The organism is Streptomyces vulcanius (assembly GCF_042653945.1).
GTDB lineage: Bacteria > Actinomycetota > Actinomycetes > Streptomycetales > Streptomycetaceae > Streptomyces > Streptomyces mangrovi.
This window is the reverse complement of sequence record NZ_JBHSFK010000055.1, coordinates 31,515-47,285: the sequence shown is the minus strand read 5'-3', so window position 1 is coordinate 47,285 and position 15,771 is coordinate 31,515. Positions and strand designations below refer to the sequence as shown.

Sequence of the window (15,771 nt, the reverse complement as noted above, 5' to 3'; positions counted from 1 at the left end):
GGGCAGTTAGAAGAGTCTCAAACAAATATTCGACCTCGCCGTTGCCTGCGCGGTGCTCGGCGCGGCCGAGCGGATCGACCCGCGGGTCCTCGCCGACATCGTGATGATCGGAGAGCTGGGGCTTGACGGACGGGTGCGCCCGGTCCGGGGCATCCTGCCCGCCGTACTGGCCGCGGCCGACGCGGGCTACGAGCAGGTGGTCGTTCCGGAGTGCGCGGCGGCCGAGGCCTCGCTGGTGCCGGGCGTCTCCGTGCTCGGGGTGCGCAGCCTGCGCCAGCTGATCGCCGTCCTCGCGGACGAACCCGTGCCCGAGGAGGAACCCGTCGACCTGGGCCGCCCGGACCCGCTCCTCGCCGGCCTGCGGATGCCCGGCACGGGCGCGGCCACCGGCGTGCACAGCATCGGCGCCGCCCAGCACGACCAGGGGCACGACCTGGCGGACGTGGTGGGGCAGCGTTCGGCGCGGACGGCGGTGGAGGTGGCCGCGGCGGGAGGCCACCATCTGTTCCTGGAAGGTCCGCCGGGCGCGGGCAAGACCATGCTCGCGGAACGGCTGCCCGCCGTGCTGCCCCTGCTGACCAGGCAGGAGTCGCTGGAGGTCACGGCAGTGCACTCGGTGGCCGGGCTGCTCCCTCCGGGCAAGCCCCTGATCGACATCGCCCCCTACTGCGCCCCGCACCACTCGGCCACGATGCAGTCGCTGGTCGGCGGCGGCCCGGGGATCGCCCGGCCCGGTGCCGTCTCGCTCGCTCATCGGGGAGTGCTCTTTCTGGACGAGACTCCCGAGTTCAGCAGCCATACCCTCGACGCCCTTCGCCAGCCCCTGGAGGCCGGTCATGTCGTGATCGCCCGCAGTGCGGGAGTGGTGCGGTTCCCGGCGCGGTTCCTGATGGTGCTCGCGGCGAACCCGTGCCCCTGCGGCCGGTTCTCCCAACGGGACAGCCTGTGCGAGTGCGCCCCCTCGGCGATCCGTCGCTATCAGGCCCGGCTCTCCGGCCCCCTGCTCGACCGGGTCGACCTGCGGGTCGAGGTGGATCCGGTTGGCCGCCACGAACTCGCCCACCGGGGCCCCGGGGGTGAATCCACGGCGACGGTCGCGGACCGGGTCAGGGCGGCACGGGAGCGCGCGGCGGCACGGCTCGCGGGCACGCCGTGGCGGACGAACAGCGAGGTGCCGGGACGGGAGCTCCGCAGCCGCTGGCACGCGGTGTCCGGCGCGATGGACGAGGCCGAGCGGAACCTGGAGCGGGGCGTGCTGACCGCCCGGGGCCTCGACCGTGTCCTGCGCGTCGCCTGGACCGTCGCCGACCTCGTCGGCCACGACCGGCCCGACGCGGGGGACGTCGCCCTGGCCCTGCAACTGCGCACCGGTGTGCCGCGCGGTGTGCCGATGGCCCTCGGGGCCCTCACATGAACAGCACCGGCGAGCCGGACCAGGTCCGGCTCGCCCGGGTCTTCCTCACCCGTGTCATCGAGCCCGGCGACGAGGTCGGGGGCCGGTGGGTGCGGGAGTGGGGGGCCGTGGCGGTGGTGCGCGGGCTCAGCGGGGACGGGGAGGCGTTGCCCGGGGTGAGTGCGAAGCGGTGGGAGGGGCTGCGGGCCCGGGCCGGGCGGGCGGAGCCCGAGCGGGACCTGGAGGCGGCGGCTGCTGCCGGGGTGCGGTTCGTGTGCCCGGGGGACGTGGAGTGGCCCGGGACGCTGGACGACCTGGGGGACGCCCGGCCGCTGGGACTGTGGGTACGGGGGCTGCCCAGCCTGCGGATGTGGGCGCTGCGGTCCGTCGCCGTCGTCGGCGCCCGAGCCTGCACCGAATACGGCGCCCACATGGCCGCCACGCTCGCCGCAGGCCTCGCCGAACGGGGGTGGGTGGTCGTCTCCGGCGGGGCCTACGGGGTCGACGGCGCCGCACATCGCGGTGCGCTGGGCGCGGGCGGAGCCACCGTCGCCGTTCTCGCCTGCGGGGTCGACCGGCCCTACCCGAGCGGCCACACCGGGCTGATCAACAGGATCGCCGAACAGGGGCTGGTCGTCGGGGAACTGCCGCCGGGCGAGCATCCGACGCCGAGCCGCTTCATCCTGCGGAACCGGGTGATCGCCGCGCTCACCCGGGGCACGGTGGTCGTCGAGGCGGCCTATCGGAGTGGGTCGCTGGTCACCGCCCGGGCGGCGCAGAGGCTCGGCAGACACACCATGGGCGTGCCCGGGCCCGCCACCAGTGGGCTCTCCGCCGGGGTGCACGAGCTGTTGCGCGGGGAGGAAGCGGCGCTCGTCACCGATGCCTCCGAGGTCGTCGAGCTGGTCGGTGACATGGGTGAGCTCGCTCCGGAGCGGCGCGGGCCGGTGCTTCCGCGCGATCTGCTGGAGCCGGGCGCCCGGCGTGTGCTGGCCGCGCTGCCCGGCCGACGGGCCGCCGAGGCCGCGGAGATCGCCCGCGAGGCCGGGACCGCGCCGGACGACGCGATCGCGAGGCTGTACGAACTTAGAGCACTTGGTTACGTCGAACGACACGGCGACGGCTGGAAGTTGACACGCCAGGCGATGGTGTCCGTCCGAGGGGGCCGGCACCCCGGTCGGCCGAGTGAGTTCGGCCGTCCGGGGGACGACTAAGCCCTTGCGAATTCCCGTAGTTGACCCACACCGGCGGTCACCCGGAGCGACCGCGGCGCCTCGGCGGGGCGGTCAGAGGAACGTATCTGCGCACGACTGGGGGCACGCACTTCGCGCACCGCGACACTCCAGTCACGCTACGCTCACGAGGATTGCGTACAGAACGGCACCTCTGCACCACTCGCGACTTCCCGTACTTCACGGCAGAACGGCACAAGGCGACGAATGCCCCAGCACACCTCCGGGTCCGACCGGGCGGCGGTCCCCCCAGCCGCCCGGGACGGTGGCAGCGTGCGGCCGCCCGCTCCCTCGACGCTCGACGAGCTGTGGCGCTCGTACAAGACGACCGGGGACGAGCGGCTGCGGGAGCAGCTGATCCTGCACTACTCGCCGCTGGTGAAGTACGTGGCGGGGCGGGTGAGCGTCGGGCTGCCGCCGAACGTGGAGCAGGCCGACTTCGTCTCCTCGGGGGTCTTCGGGCTCATCGACGCGATCGAGAAGTTCGACATCGACCGGGAGATCAAGTTCGAGACGTACGCGATCACCCGGATCCGGGGCGCGATGATCGACGAGCTGCGCGCGCTGGACTGGATCCCGAGGTCGGTACGGCAGAAGGCGCGCAACGTCGAGCGGGCTTACGCGACCCTCGAGGCACGGCTGCGGCGGACGCCGAACGAGGGAGAGGTGGCCACCGAGCTGGGCATCGGGGTCGACGAACTCCACGCCGTGTTCAGCCAGTTGTCGCTGGCGAACGTGGTGGCGCTGGAGGAGCTGCTGCATGTGGGGGGTGAGGGCGGCGACCGGCTGAGTCTGATGGACACCCTGGAGGACACCGCCGCGGACAACCCCGTGGAGGTGGCCGAGGACCGGGAGCTGCGGCGGTTCCTCGCGCGGGCCATCAACACACTGCCCGACCGGGAGAAGACCGTCGTCACGCTGTACTACTACGAGGGACTGACGCTCGCCGAGATCGGGAACGTGCTGGGGGTGACCGAGAGCCGGGTCAGCCAGATCCACACCAAGTCCGTGCTCCAGCTGCGCGCGAAACTGGCGAGCTTCGGTCGTTGACCTGGCCGGATACGGAAAGTGCGGGTTCAGTCACTCCCGTCCGGGGGGTCGCGTCCGTAAAGTGGTGGGCGTGCCAAGGATTCGAGCGGCCTCCGTGGCCGAGCACCGGTCGATGCAGCGTGCCTCCCTGCTGGACGCGGCTCGCTCCCTGCTGTCCGAGGGCGGGACGGAGGCGTTGACCTTCCCCGCGCTCGCCGAGCGAACGGGGCTCGCGCGATCGTCCGTGTACGAGTACTTCCGGTCGCGGGCGGCCGTGGTCGAGGAGCTGTGCGCGGTCGACTTCCCCGTGTGGGCGGCGGAGGTCGAGGCGGCGATGGACGCGGCGGACGGCGGCGAGGCCAAGGTCGAGGCGTATGTGCGGCGGCAGCTGGCGCTGGTCGGGGACCGGCGGCACCGGGCTGTCGTGGCGATCTCGGCGAGCGAGCTGGACGCGGGGGCGCGGGAGAAGATCCGGGCGGCGCACGGCGGGCTGGTCGCGATGATCGTGGCGGCGTTGGGGGAGATGGGACACGCGGAGCCTCGGCTGGCGGCGATGCTGGTGCAGGGGGTTGTGGACGCGGCTGTGCGGAGGATTGAGCTGGGGGTGGCGGAGGAGCCGTCGGTTGTGACGGAGGCGGCCGTCGGGATGGTGCTGCGGGGGGTTCTGGGCTGAGGTCGGCTTCGGCCGGGCGGGGGTGGGAGTGCTTGCCCGCGCTCGCGGGGTGCCGCCTGCGCCCACCCGTGCCGCCTGGGGGTCCCCCCTCTGGGGGAGGCACGATGGCCCGCAGCTATGGCGGTAGGAGTCTTGATGGGCCTCGCCTCAGCAGGGTCAGTGGGTTCAGGTACGTTCTGCCGTTCAGCAGGCCCCAGTGCAGGCACGTTGTCGTGCAATGGGAACCCGTTGGTTCCACCACGCCCAGGGTCTGGCCCGCAGCCACCTCGTCGCCCTTCTTCACCAGCGCGCGTACCGGTTCGTAGGTCGTTCTGAGGGTGGTGCCGGTGAGTTGGACCGAGATCACTCCTCGGCCGGCCACCCGGCCCGCGTACGAGACCCGGCCGGGTGCCGCCGCACGCACCGGTGCGCCGGGCGGCGCCGCCAGATCCACGCCTCGGTGGCCGGGGGCGTACGGCGTGGGCGGGGGGTTCCAGGGGCGCAGCACCGGCGGGTGCGTTCCCACCGGCCAGGTGGCGGTGGGCGGGGGCAGGAGCAGGGACAACAGCAGGAAGAGGGACGGCAGCGTCGGCAGTGCGTACATGGGAGAAGCGTCCCGGAGCGCGGTGATCTCGGCCCGGGGCTGTGGACAACTCTCCGTCTGTGGACAGCGGCGTCACCCGCTGCCCCGCCGGTCCCGTACACTTCTTCTGGCGATCCGGGTCACCGGGTCGACTTCGCACGCCCCGACACCAGGCCCTCACCGGTCGGAGTCAGCGCCCCTCGGTCCCTCGTGGCACGGCGCATGCGGGCGTCAGGCGCGAGTGCCGTCCCGGTACCCGCGGCACAACCGAGAACACCAAGGAGAACGGCCATGGCCGTCGTCACGATGCGGGAGCTGCTGGAAAGCGGCGTCCACTTCGGTCACCAGACCCGTCGTTGGAACCCGAAGATGAAGCGGTTCATCTTCACGGAGCGCAACGGCATCTACATCATCGACCTGCTCCAGTCGCTGTCGTACATCGACCGCGCCTACGAGTTCGTCAAGGAGACCGTCGCCCACGGCGGCACGGTCATGTTCGTCGGCACGAAGAAGCAGGCGCAGGAGGCCATCGCCGAGCAGGCCACCCGCGTCGGCATGCCCTACGTCAACCAGCGCTGGCTGGGCGGCATGCTCACCAACTTCTCGACCGTCTACAAGCGTCTGCAGCGCCTCAAGGAACTCGAGCTCATCGACTTCGAGGACGTCGCCGCGTCCGGTCTCACCAAGAAGGAGCTTCTCGTGCTCTCGCGCGAGAAGGCCAAGCTGGAGAAGACCCTCGGTGGTATCCGCGAGATGTCCAAGGTTCCCAGCGCCGTCTGGATCGTGGACACCAAGAAGGAGCACATCGCGGTCGGTGAGGCCCGGAAGCTGAACATCCCGGTCGTCGCCATCCTCGACACCAACTGCGACCCCGACGAGGTCGACTACAAGATCCCGGGCAACGACGACGCGATCCGCTCCGTCACCCTGCTCACCCGCGTGATCGCCGACGCCGTCGCCGAGGGCCTCATCTCCCGTTCCGGCGTCGCCACCGGCGACAAGGGCGACAAGGCCGCCGGCGAGCCGCTGGCCGCGTGGGAGCGCGACCTGCTCGAGGGCGAGAAGAAGGCCGACGAGGCTCCTGCCGCTGAGGCCCCGGCCGCCGCCGAGGCCCCCGCTGCCGAGGCCCCCGCCGCCGAAGCCCCGGCCGCCGAAGCCCCGGCCGTCGAGGCCGAAGCCGCCGAGGCCCCGGCCGCGGACGAGGCTCCCGCCGCTGAGGCTCCCGCCACCGAGACCGTCGAGGCCCCGGCCGCGGACGCCGAGCAGGCCTGAGCCTGACCCGTCAGCGTGAGTGACGGCGGGAGCGGCGACATGAAGTCCGCTCCCGCCGTTCACCCGTAGGTCGGCGGATGGTCAGCGGTCACCGTGTACATGGGGAACGCAGACTCCGCAGATCTTCGATCTTCCAGACTTCGAGAAAGATTCACAGACTCATGGCGAACTACACCGCCGCCGACGTCAAGAAGCTCCGCGAGCTCACCGGCGCAGGCATGATGGACTGCAAGAAGGCGCTGGACGAGGCCGAGGGCAACGTCGACAAGGCCGTCGAGGCGCTCCGTATCAAGGGCCAGAAGGGCGTCGCCAAGCGCGAGGGCCGCTCCGCCGAGAACGGCGCCGTGGTCGCGATCATCGCCGACGACAACACCTCCGGCGTCCTGGTCGAGCTGAAGTGCGAGACGGACTTCGTCGCCAAGGGCGAGAAGTTCCAGTCCGTCGCCAACGCCATCGCCGAGCACGTCGCCAAGACCTCCCCGGCCGACCTCGAGGCGCTGCTCGCGTCCGAGATCGAGGCCGGCAAGACCGTCCAGGCGTACGTCGACGAGGCCAACGCCAACCTCGGCGAGAAGATCGTCCTGGACCGCTTCGCGCAGTTCTCCGGCGGCTTCGTCTCCGCGTACCTGCACCGCACGATGCCCGACCTGCCGCCGCAGATCGGTGTCCTGGTCGAGCTGGACAAGCCCAACGCCGAGGTCGCCAAGGGCGTCGCCCAGCACATCGCCGCCTTCGCGCCGAAGTACCTCGCCAAGGAGGACGTGCCGGCCGAGGTCGTCGAGTCCGAGCGCCGCATCGCCGAGGAGACCACCCGTGCCGAGGGCAAGCCCGAGGCCGCGATCGCCAAGATCGTCGAGGGTCGACTGAACGGCTTCTTCAAGGACGCCACGGTGCTCGGTCAGCCGTACGCGCTCGACAACAAGAAGTCGGTCCAGAAGGTCCTGGACGAGGCCGGTGTCACCCTGAAGCGCTTCTCGCGCATCAAGGTCGGCATCTGAGTCCGTACCGCGACGGACGCCCGGCCCCGGTAGGGTCGGCAGCAGCAGATCTGACGAGGAGGCCATTGCCGCGCATGGGTTGCCCACCACACCCCACCGGCAGTGGCCTTCTTCGTATGCGCAGCATGTGCACCACGTGAAAGAGGCGGGATCTCCCATGACCACCAAGGCCCAGAAGAGCGACGACGGCAAAGTACGCGGCCGGTTTCTGCTGAAGCTGTCCGGTGAGGCATTCTCCGGCGGCGGAGGCCTGGGCGTGGACCCCGACGTGGTGCACAAGATCGCCCGCGAGATCGCCGCCGTGGTGCGGGACGGCGCGCAGATCGCGGTCGTCATCGGCGGCGGCAACTTCTTCCGCGGCGCCGAACTCCAGCAGCGCGGCATGGACCGGGCCCGCTCCGACTACATGGGCATGCTCGGCACGGTCATGAACTGCCTCGCCCTCCAGGACTTCCTGGAGAACGAGGGCATCGACAGCCGCGTCCAGACCGCCATCACCATGGGCCAGGTCGCCGAGCCCTACATCCCGCTGCGCGCCGTGCGCCACCTGGAGAAGGGGCGCGTCGTGATCTTCGGCGCCGGTATGGGCATGCCGTACTTCTCCACCGACACCACCGCCGCCCAGCGCGCCCTGGAGATCGACGCCGAGGCGCTGCTGATGGGCAAGAACGGGGTGGACGGCGTCTACGACTCCGACCCCAAGACCAACCCCGAGGCCGTCAAGTTCGACGCCCTCGGCTACGGCGAGGTCATCACGCGCGATCTGAAGGTCGCCGACGCCACCGCCGTCACGCTGTGCCGCGACAACAAGCTTCCGATCCTCGTCTTCGAGCTTCTGCGGGAGGGCAATATCGCCCGCGCCGTCAAGGGTGAGAAGATCGGCACGCTTGTGGGTGAGCAGGACAGCCGGGCCTGACCGCAAACCCCCGACCGACCCTGGTCGGGGGATGGACAATGTCCTGACGGTCGGGAACCGTGCAGGAAGAAGACGCGACGCAGCCGGCCGCCGCCACCGACAGGGAACCGCAGCCGGGCCTTACTCAAGACACGCAGGAGCAAGTGGTGATCGAAGAGACCCTCCTCGAGGCCGAGGAGAAGATGGAGAAGGCCGTCGTGGTCGCCAAGGAGGACTTCGCCGCGATCCGCACCGGCCGTGCGCACCCGGCGATGTTCAACAAGATCGTGGCCGACTACTACGGCGCGCCTACGCCGATCAACCAGCTGGCTTCGTTCTCCGTGCCGGAGCCCCGCATGGCGGTAGTGACCCCGTTCGACAAGACGGCCCTGCGCAACATCGAGCAGGCCATCCGCGACTCCGACCTGGGCGTCAACCCGAGCAACGACGGCAACATCATCCGAGTGGTGTTCCCGGAGCTCACCGAGGAGCGCCGCCGGGACTACATCAAGGTCGCCAAGACCAAGGCGGAGGACGCCAAGGTGTCGATCCGCGCCGTGCGCCGCAAGGCCAAGGACGCGATCGACAAGCTCGTCAAGGACGGCGAGGTCGGCGAGGACGAGGGCCGGCGCGCGGAGAAGGAGCTCGACGACACCACCGCGAAGTACGTCGCCCAGGTGGACGAGCTCCTCAAGCACAAGGAAGCCGAGCTGCTCGAAGTCTGATGAACGACTCTTCCTGGGGCTCTCCGCCGCGAGCCGGGTCGCATGCCGGGGCACAGTCCGGGCCGCACTCCGGGGCATCGTCCGGGTACTGGGGGCCCACCGAGCAGGGGCCTGTACAGGGGGCTGCCCCGGCGGGTCCCGCGTACGATGCGCCTGAGGCGCAGCAGACTCGCCCCATGCCCATCGTCCCCGACGTACCCGCACACGGCGGAAACCAGGATGACGACCGGGGGGCCACTCGGCCGGGCGGCCCCCCGTTCCGCGACGACACGTACCGCGACGAGGAGTTTCGTCACGAAGCGTTTCGTCACGAGGCGTACGGCAACGAGGCGCCTCGTGCGGAGACGTTCCGCCACGACACCCCGTCGGCACAGCCCCATGCGGCGGTGCCGCAGAATCCGGAGCCCATGCCCGACGCCCCGCAGCCGGCGCCCGCACCTCAGAAGAAGAGTGCGGGCCGAGACCTGGGTGCGGCCATAGGGGTCGCGATCGGGCTCGGAGTCGTGATCGTCGCGTCGCTGCTCGTCGTCAAGGCCGTGTTCGTCGGGGTGATAGCGGTCGCCGTCGTCGTCGGCCTCTGGGAGCTGACCAGCAGGCTGCAGGAGCGCAAGGGCATCAAGGCGCCGCTCGTGCCGCTCGCGGTCGGCGGTGCGGCGATGGTCGTCGCCGGGTACGCCCGGGGGCCCGACGGCGCCTGGGTCGCCACGGCGCTGACCGGCCTCGCGGTCCTGGTCTGGCGGATGACGGAACCGCCGGAGGGATACCTCAAGGACGTCACGGCCGGTGTCTTCGCCGTTTTCTACGTGCCGTTCCTCGCCACGTTCGTCGCGCTGATGCTCACCGCGGACGACGGTGCGCAGCGCGTTCTGACGTTCCTGCTGCTCACGGTCGTCAGCGACACCGGCGCGTACGCCGTCGGCTGGCGCTTCGGCCGGCACAAGCTCGCCCCGCGCATCAGCCCCGGCAAGACCCGCGAGGGCCTGCTGGGCGCGCTGTCGTTCGCGATGGTCGTGGGCGCGCTGTGCATGCAGTTCCTGATCGACGACGGCACCTGGTGGCAGGGTCTGCTGCTCGGCCTCGCGGTCGCCGCGAGCGCCACGCTGGGCGACCTCGGCGAGTCCATGATCAAGCGCGACCTCGGCATCAAGGACATGGGCACCCTGCTCCCGGGCCATGGCGGCATCATGGACCGGCTGGACAGCCTTCTGCCTACGGCGCCGGTGGTGTGGGCGCTGTTCGTGTTGTTCGTCGGGTCCGCCTGACAGACGTAAGCCGGTGGGCCCCGTCCTGTTCCAGGGCGGGGCCCACTGGCGTGGAAGCCCGGGTGGCGTGGTGGGAGCATGGCAGGCAGAGCACCTCGTGGAAGGGGGCGGGCACCATGTCCGGCTTCCGTGAAACGATCGTCGTCGACCGCAGTCCCGAGGACGTGTGGGCGTACGCCGTCGACCCCGCCCGGCTGCCCGAGTGGCAGGCCAGTGCGGTCTCGGCCGAACCGCTCGACGACGGGCCGCCCCATGTCGGCTCCCGGCTGCGCGTCACCCGGCACGTCGGCCGCCGGGAGGTACCGACGACGATGGAGTACACCGAGTACGACCCCCCGCACGCCTGGGCCATGCAGGGCGTCGACGGCCCCGTCCGCGGCCGGTTCCACGGCGAGATCACCCCGCTCGACGAAGGCCGCCGCTCCCGCGTGACCATGGAACTCGACTTCGAGGGCAAGGGCATCGGCAAGGTCCTCGTCTCCCTGGTCGTCCGCTCCCAGGCCCGCAGGGAACTGCCGGTCAACGAGCGGATGCTGAAGCGACGGCTGGAGCACGAGGGGACGGCCTAGGACAGGTCCCAACCGTCGGGCGGGGGCACCCGGGTGGATCTGCGACACTGGTACGGCCATGCCTAAGCCCGGAGAATTGACGTTCATAGCCCCCCGCGGAGCCAAGAAGCCGCCGCGGCATCTTGCCGATCTTTCGCCTGTCGAGCGGAAGGAGGCCGTCGCGGAGATCGGTGAGAAGCCGTTCCGTGCCAAGCAGCTGTCGCAGCACTACTTCGCGCGGTACGCGCACGACCCGGCGGAGTGGACGGACATTCCCGCCGGGTCGCGCGACAAGCTGCGCGATGCGCTGCTGCCCGAGCTGATGACCGTCGTACGGCATCTGTCGACCGACGAGGGCACCACCCGCAAGACGCTGTGGCGGCTGTTCGACGGCACGCTCGTGGAGTCGGTGCTGATGCGCTACCCGGACCGGGTGACGATGTGCATCAGCTCGCAGGCGGGGTGCGGGATGAACTGCCCGTTCTGTGCCACCGGGCAGGCCGGGCTGGACCGGAATCTGTCGACGGCCGAGATCGTGCACCAGATCGTCGACGGGATGCGCGCGCTGCGGGACGGGGATGTCCCGGGCGGGCCGGCGCGGCTGTCGAACATCGTCTTCATGGGGATGGGCGAGCCGCTCGCCAACTACAAGCGGGTCGTCACCGCCATCCGCGCGCTCACCGATCCCGCGCCGGACGGACTGGGGCTTTCGCAGCGCGGGATCACGGTGTCGACCGTGGGGCTCGTGCCCGCCATCCACCGGTTCGCCGACGAGGGCTTCAAGTGCCGGCTCGCGATCTCCCTGCACGCGCCGGACGACGAGCTGCGCGACACCCTCGTCCCCGTGAACACGCGGTGGAAGGTGCGCGAGGTGCTCGACGCCGGGTTCGACTACGTGGAGAGGTCCGGGCGGCGGCTGTCGATCGAGTACGCGCTGATCAGGGACATCAACGACCAGGCGTGGCGTGGGGACCGGCTCGGGCGGCTGCTCAAGGGCAAGCCCGTGCACGTCAATCTCATCCCGCTGAACCCGACGCCCGGCTCCAAGTGGACCGCCTCCCGGCCCGAGGACGAGAAGGCGTTCGTCGAGGCCATCGCCGCCCACGGGGTACCGGTGACCGTCCGGGACACCCGCGGTCAGGAGATCGACGGGGCCTGTGGACAGCTCGCGGCCACCGAGAGGTAGTCTGACCTCAGGACCAGTACATCCATAGATCTGTACATCTTCATATTCCGACAGGGGAGCGCCACAGCGCTGAGAGTGCGGCACCAGGCCGCAGACCCTCTGAACCTTGCCCAGGTCATTCTGGGTAGGAAGTTCGGTCACCGCTCAAGCTGTTGTGCCCCGCCCGGGGAGTCCGGGCGGGGCCGCGTCTCTTCCTGGTCAACTCCAGGAGGACAATCCAGTGCACACCAAGACGTTCGTGGCCGTGGCCGCGGGGCTCGGCCTCGTCGCGCTGTCCGCGTGCGGATCGTCGAACGATTCCACCACCGACGCGGGCTCCAAGAGCTCCAAGACCGTCACCCTCGTCAGCCACGACTCGTGGGCCGTCTCCAAGAACGTGCTCGCCGACTTCGAGAAGTCGTCCGGGTACAAGGTCAAGGTCCTCACGGACGGCGACGCCGGGCAGGCCGTCAACAAGGCCATCCTCACCAAGGACAACCCCCAGGGCGACGTCTTCTTCGGCGTCGACAACACCCTTCTGTCCCGCGCCCTCGACAACGGCCTGTTCCAGCCGTACGAGGCCAAGGGGCTCGACCAGGTCGGCAGCGCGTACCAGCTCGACGCCGGCAAGCACCGGGTGACCCCCATCGACTACGGCGACATCTGCGTCAACTACGACAAGAAGTACTTCGCCGACCACAAGCTGGCCCCGCCCACGTCCTACGACGATCTGATCAAGCCCGCCTACAAGAACCTCCTCGTCACGGAGAACGCCGCCACCTCCTCGCCCGGCCTCGGCTTCCTGCTCGGCACGGCGGCCAAGTACGGCGACGGCGGCTGGGAGGGCTACTGGAAGAAGCTCAAGGCCAACGGCGTGAAGGTGGTCGACGGCTGGGAGCAGGCCTACAACGAGGAGTTCAGCGGATCGGCCGGGGGCAAGAAGGCCAAGGCCGACCGGCCGCTCGTCGTGTCGTACGCCTCCTCCCCGCCCGCCGAGGTGATCTACGGCGACCCGAAGCCCAGCACGGCCCCGACCGGGGTCGCCGACGGCACCTGCTTCCGGCAGATCGAGTTCGCCGGGCTGCTCAGCAACGCGCGCAACAGCGCGGGCGGCAAGGCGCTGATCGACTTCCTGATCGGCAAGGAGTTCCAGGAGGACATGCCGCTCAACATGTTCGTCTACCCGGTGATCGAGGGCGCCGCCGTGCCCGCCGAGTTCACCGAGTACGGTCCCGCCGCCAAGGATCCCGAGACCATGGACCCGGCGAAGATCGCCGCCGACCGCGACCAGTGGGTCAAGTCGTGGACCTCGCTCGTACTCAAGTAGCCACCCGCCGGCACGGGCCCGGGAACGCGGCGCGGCTGGGGCTCCTCGTCCTGCCCGTCGCGTTCTTCGGGATCTTCTTCGCCTACCCCGTCGCCGCGATCGTCGCGCGCGGGCTGAAGATCGACGGGGTGTGGCGGCTCGGGCGGCTGTGGGAGGTGGTGGCGCAGTCCGACATCCGGCACGTGCTGTGGTTCACCACCTGGCAGGCGCTCGCCTCCACCGCGCTCACGCTGCTGGTCGCGCTCCCGGGGGCGTATGTCCTCGCGCGGCTGGACTTCCCGGGCAGGCAGGTGCTGCGGGCCGTGGTCACCGTGCCGTTCGTGCTGCCGACGGTCGTCGTCGGGACGGCGTTCCTCGCGCTCGTCGGGCGCGGCGGGCTCCTCGACGAGCTGTGGGGCGTACGCCTTGACACCACCGTGTGGGCGATCCTGCTGGCGCATGTCTTCTTCAACTACGCGGTCGTGGTGCGGACCGTGGGCGGGCTGTGGGCGCAGCTCGATCCCCGGCAGGAGGAGGCCGCGCGGATGCTGGGCGCGTCACGGCTGAGGGCCTGGACGTCCGTCACGCTGCCCGCGCTCGGGCCCGCCGTGGCCGCCGCCGCGCTGATGGTGTTCCTGTTCACCTTCACCTCCTTCGGTGTGGTGCAGATCCTCGGCGGGCCCACCTTCTCCACCCTCGAAGTGGAGATCTACCGGCAGACCACCGAGACCTTCGACCTGTCCACGGCCGCCGTGCTGACCATCGTCCAGTTCGTGGCCGTCGGCGCGATCCTCGCCGTCCACGCGTGGACCGTACGGCGGCGGGAGGCCGCGCTGCGGCTGGTCGACGCGGGCGTCACGGCGCGGCGACCGCGCGGGGCCGGGCAGTGGGCGCTGCTGGCCGGGGTGCTGGCGAGCATCGCCGTGCTGCTGGTGCTGCCGCTCGCGGTACTGGTGCGGCGCTCCCTCGACGCGCCGGACTTCGCCTACTACCGGGCGCTGACCAGTGACGACGGCAATGTCTTCCTCGTCCCGCCGATCGAGGCGATCGGCAACTCCCTGGAGTACGCCCTTGCCGCCACCGGAATCGCGGTGGTGATCGGCGGGCTCGCCGCGACCGCCCTCGCCCGGCGGGACGCGGGCCGGCTCGTGCGCGGCTTCGACGCGCTGCTGATGCTGCCGCTGGGAGTGTCGGCGGTGACCGTCGGCTTCGGGTTCCTGATCGCTCTCGACGAGCCGCCGCTGAACCTGCGCAGCAGCTGGATCCTCGTTCCGCTCGCCCAGGCGCTGGTCGGGGTCCCCTTCGTCGTACGGACCATGCTGCCCGTGCTGCGGGCGGTGGACGGGCGGCTGCGGGAGGCGGCGGCGGTGCTGGGGGCGTCGCCGTGGCGGGTGTGGCGGGAGGTGGACCTGCCGATGGTGCGGCGGGCGCTGCTCGTCGCGGCGGGGTTCGCCTTCGCCGTGTCGCTGGGGGAGTTCGGGGCGACGGTGTTCATCGCGCGGCCCGACAACCCGACGCTGCCGGTCGCGGTGGCGAAGCTGCTCGGGCGGGCCGGGGAGCTCAACTACGGGCAGGCGATGGCTCTGTCGACGATTCTGATGCTGGTGTGCGCGGTGGCCCTGCTGGTGCTCGAGCGGCTGCGGACCGACCGGACGGGGGAGTTCTGATGCCGCTTCTCGAACTGGACTGCGCCACCGTGCGCTTCGGCGGGCGGGCCGTGCTCGACGCCGTCGATCTGGGCGTCGCCGAGCACGAGGTGGTGTGTGTGCTCGGGCCCAGCGGCAGCGGCAAGTCGACGTTGTTGCGGGCGGTCGCCGGGCTGCAAGTCATGGACTCCGGGCGGGTGTTGCTCGACGGGCGCGACCAGGCGCGGGTGCCCGCGCACAAACGGGAGCTCGGGCTGATGTTCCAGGACCATCAGCTGTTCCCGCAGCGGGACGTGGGCGGCAATGTCGCCTTCGGGCTGCGTATGCGCGGGGTCGCCAGAGCACAACAGGGAGAGCGCGTACGGGAGTTGCTGGAGCTCGTCGGGCTGCCGGGCGCCGAGCGGCGGGCCGTCGCCGCGCTGTCCGGCGGTGAGCAGCAGCGGGTCGCGCTGGCCCGCGCCCTCGCGCCCCGGCCCCGGCTGCTGATGCTCGACGAGCCGCTCGGACAGCTCGACCGCTCGCTGCGGGAGCGGCTGGTCGTCGAACTGCGGGAGCTGTTCGGGCGGTTGGGCACCACCGTGCTCGCCGTCACCCACGACCAGGGTGAGGCGTTCGCGCTGGCCGACCGGGTGGTGGTGATGCGGGACGGGCGGATCGCCCAGTCCGGTACGCCACTTGAGGTGTGGCAGCGCCCCGCGGACGCCTTCGTGGCCCGCTTCCTCGGCTTCGACAACGTGGTGGAGGCGACCGTGACCGACGGGGTCGCGATCACCCCGTGGGGCAAGGTGCCGGTGCCGGACGGCTCCCCGCAGGGCCCGCGCGCGCTGCTGGTGAGGCCCGCCGGCGTACGCCTGGCCGCCCCCGACGAGGGCCTGCGCTGCACGGTCGCCGCCCGCACCTTCAAGGGCACCCATGTCGCCGTCCAGCTCCAGCCGCAGAGCGCGCCGAGGCTGGAGGCGGCCTGCGCGCTGCGGGACGCGCCGGAGGTGGGGGACACGGTCGGGGTGGCCTTCGACGCGGCGGAAATCGTCGTGCTGGATGGCCCGGTACAGCCCTAGGGTGCTC

The 15,771-nt window shown here is 70.9% G+C and carries 14 protein-coding genes and 1 pseudogene; 14 read left to right on the top strand and 1 reads right to left on the bottom strand.

What is annotated here, in order from left to right:
* Window positions 1–28 precede the first annotated feature (28 nt).
* The 4 genes and pseudogenes from ACFPIH_RS49710 to ACFPIH_RS49695 all read left to right on the top strand — a co-directional run.
* Window positions 29–1,414 (top strand): annotated as a pseudogene (locus ACFPIH_RS49710) (YifB family Mg chelatase-like AAA ATPase); the annotation flags it as partial.
* Window positions 1,411–2,607, top strand: coding sequence for a DNA-processing protein DprA (gene dprA / locus ACFPIH_RS49705; protein WP_381185833.1), 1,197 nt, complete (start codon window positions 1,411–1,413; stop codon window positions 2,605–2,607). The pseudogene ACFPIH_RS49710 and the gene dprA, both read left to right, overlap by 4 nt.
* A 225-nt stretch (window positions 2,608–2,832) precedes the next feature.
* Window positions 2,833–3,675 (top strand): RNA polymerase sigma factor WhiG, encoded by an 843-nt coding sequence (gene whiG, locus ACFPIH_RS49700; protein ID WP_381185835.1) that lies wholly within the window; start codon window positions 2,833–2,835, stop codon window positions 3,673–3,675.
* A gap of 94 nt (window positions 3,676–3,769) precedes the next feature.
* Complete coding sequence (locus ACFPIH_RS49695; protein WP_381185943.1) at window positions 3,770–4,327, top strand: TetR/AcrR family transcriptional regulator; 558 nt, start codon at window positions 3,770–3,772, stop codon at window positions 4,325–4,327.
* Window positions 4,328–4,442: 115 nt separating this feature from the next.
* Here ACFPIH_RS49695 and ACFPIH_RS49690 read toward each other — a convergent pair whose 3' ends face one another.
* Window positions 4,443–4,910 carry a murein hydrolase activator EnvC family protein gene (locus tag ACFPIH_RS49690; protein ID WP_381185837.1) on the bottom strand — a complete coding sequence of 156 codons (468 nt, stop codon included), beginning with the start codon at window positions 4,908–4,910 and terminating at the stop codon, window positions 4,443–4,445.
* Between the two features lie 270 nt (window positions 4,911–5,180).
* Between ACFPIH_RS49690 and rpsB the strand changes: the two genes are divergently transcribed.
* The 10 genes from rpsB to ACFPIH_RS49640 all read left to right on the top strand — a co-directional run bounded on the left by rpsB (window position 5,181) and on the right by ACFPIH_RS49640 (window position 15,764).
* Window positions 5,181–6,161: a 30S ribosomal protein S2 gene (gene rpsB / locus ACFPIH_RS49685; protein WP_381185839.1), complete on the top strand. Its 981-nt coding sequence runs from the start codon at window positions 5,181–5,183 to the stop codon at window positions 6,159–6,161.
* A gap of 161 nt (window positions 6,162–6,322) precedes the next feature.
* Window positions 6,323–7,159 carry a translation elongation factor Ts gene (gene tsf, locus ACFPIH_RS49680; protein WP_381185842.1) on the top strand — a complete coding sequence of 279 codons (837 nt, stop codon included), beginning with the start codon at window positions 6,323–6,325 and terminating at the stop codon, window positions 7,157–7,159.
* A 157-nt stretch (window positions 7,160–7,316) separates the two neighbouring features.
* Window positions 7,317–8,075, top strand: a complete 759-nt coding sequence (gene pyrH / locus ACFPIH_RS49675; RefSeq protein ID WP_381185845.1) for a UMP kinase — start codon at window positions 7,317–7,319, stop codon at window positions 8,073–8,075.
* 146 nt (window positions 8,076–8,221) lie between these two features.
* Entirely contained in the window at window positions 8,222–8,779 is a 558-nt protein-coding gene (gene frr, locus ACFPIH_RS49670) for a ribosome recycling factor (RefSeq protein ID WP_381185848.1), read from the top strand.
* The gene (locus ACFPIH_RS49665; protein WP_381185851.1) at window positions 8,779–10,041 is read left to right on the top strand and encodes a phosphatidate cytidylyltransferase; all 1,263 of its coding nucleotides are present in this window, start codon (window positions 8,779–8,781) and stop codon (window positions 10,039–10,041) included. Before frr ends, ACFPIH_RS49665 begins: the two co-directional genes overlap by 1 nt.
* A gap of 116 nt (window positions 10,042–10,157) precedes the next feature.
* Entirely contained in the window at window positions 10,158–10,610 is a 453-nt protein-coding gene (locus ACFPIH_RS49660; RefSeq protein WP_381185854.1) for an SRPBCC family protein, read from the top strand.
* Window positions 10,611–10,668: 58 nt separating this feature from the next.
* Window positions 10,669–11,775, top strand: a complete 1,107-nt coding sequence (gene rlmN / locus ACFPIH_RS49655; RefSeq protein WP_381185857.1) for a dual-specificity RNA methyltransferase RlmN — start codon at window positions 10,669–10,671, stop codon at window positions 11,773–11,775.
* Window positions 11,776–11,995: 220 nt separating this feature from the next.
* Window positions 11,996–13,081 (top strand): thiamine ABC transporter substrate-binding protein, encoded by a 1,086-nt coding sequence (locus ACFPIH_RS49650; RefSeq protein WP_381185860.1) that lies wholly within the window; start codon window positions 11,996–11,998, stop codon window positions 13,079–13,081.
* Window positions 13,057–14,727, top strand: coding sequence for an ABC transporter permease (locus ACFPIH_RS49645; RefSeq protein ID WP_381185863.1), 1,671 nt, complete (start codon window positions 13,057–13,059; stop codon window positions 14,725–14,727). Before ACFPIH_RS49650 ends, ACFPIH_RS49645 begins: the two co-directional genes overlap by 25 nt.
* Window positions 14,727–15,764 carry an ABC transporter ATP-binding protein gene (locus ACFPIH_RS49640; protein ID WP_381185866.1) on the top strand — a complete coding sequence of 346 codons (1,038 nt, stop codon included), beginning with the start codon at window positions 14,727–14,729 and terminating at the stop codon, window positions 15,762–15,764. The genes ACFPIH_RS49645 and ACFPIH_RS49640 overlap by 1 nt, the downstream gene beginning before the upstream one ends.
* The last annotated feature ends 7 nt before the right edge of the window (window positions 15,765–15,771 follow it).

Excerpts from the sequence above, each read along its gene's own strand:
- whiG (WP_381185835.1), top strand. The coding sequence starts at position 2,833 with ATGCCCCAGCACACCTCCGGGTCCGACCGGGCGGCGGTCCCCCCAGCC.
- dprA (WP_381185833.1), top strand. The coding sequence starts at position 1,411 with ATGAACAGCACCGGCGAGCCGGACCAGGTCCGGCTCGCCCGGGTCTTC.
- pyrH (WP_381185845.1), top strand. The coding sequence starts at position 7,317 with ATGACCACCAAGGCCCAGAAGAGCGACGACGGCAAAGTACGCGGCCGG.
- ACFPIH_RS49660 (WP_381185854.1), top strand. The coding sequence starts at position 10,158 with ATGTCCGGCTTCCGTGAAACGATCGTCGTCGACCGCAGTCCCGAGGAC.
- tsf (WP_381185842.1), top strand. The coding sequence starts at position 6,323 with ATGGCGAACTACACCGCCGCCGACGTCAAGAAGCTCCGCGAGCTCACC.
- ACFPIH_RS49690 (WP_381185837.1), bottom strand. The coding sequence starts at position 4,910 with ATGTACGCACTGCCGACGCTGCCGTCCCTCTTCCTGCTGTTGTCCCTG.
- rlmN (WP_381185857.1), top strand. The coding sequence starts at position 10,669 with ATGCCTAAGCCCGGAGAATTGACGTTCATAGCCCCCCGCGGAGCCAAG.
- rpsB (WP_381185839.1), top strand. The coding sequence starts at position 5,181 with ATGGCCGTCGTCACGATGCGGGAGCTGCTGGAAAGCGGCGTCCACTTC.
- ACFPIH_RS49665 (WP_381185851.1), top strand. The coding sequence starts at position 8,779 with ATGAACGACTCTTCCTGGGGCTCTCCGCCGCGAGCCGGGTCGCATGCC.
- ACFPIH_RS49640 (WP_381185866.1), top strand. The coding sequence starts at position 14,727 with ATGCCGCTTCTCGAACTGGACTGCGCCACCGTGCGCTTCGGCGGGCGG.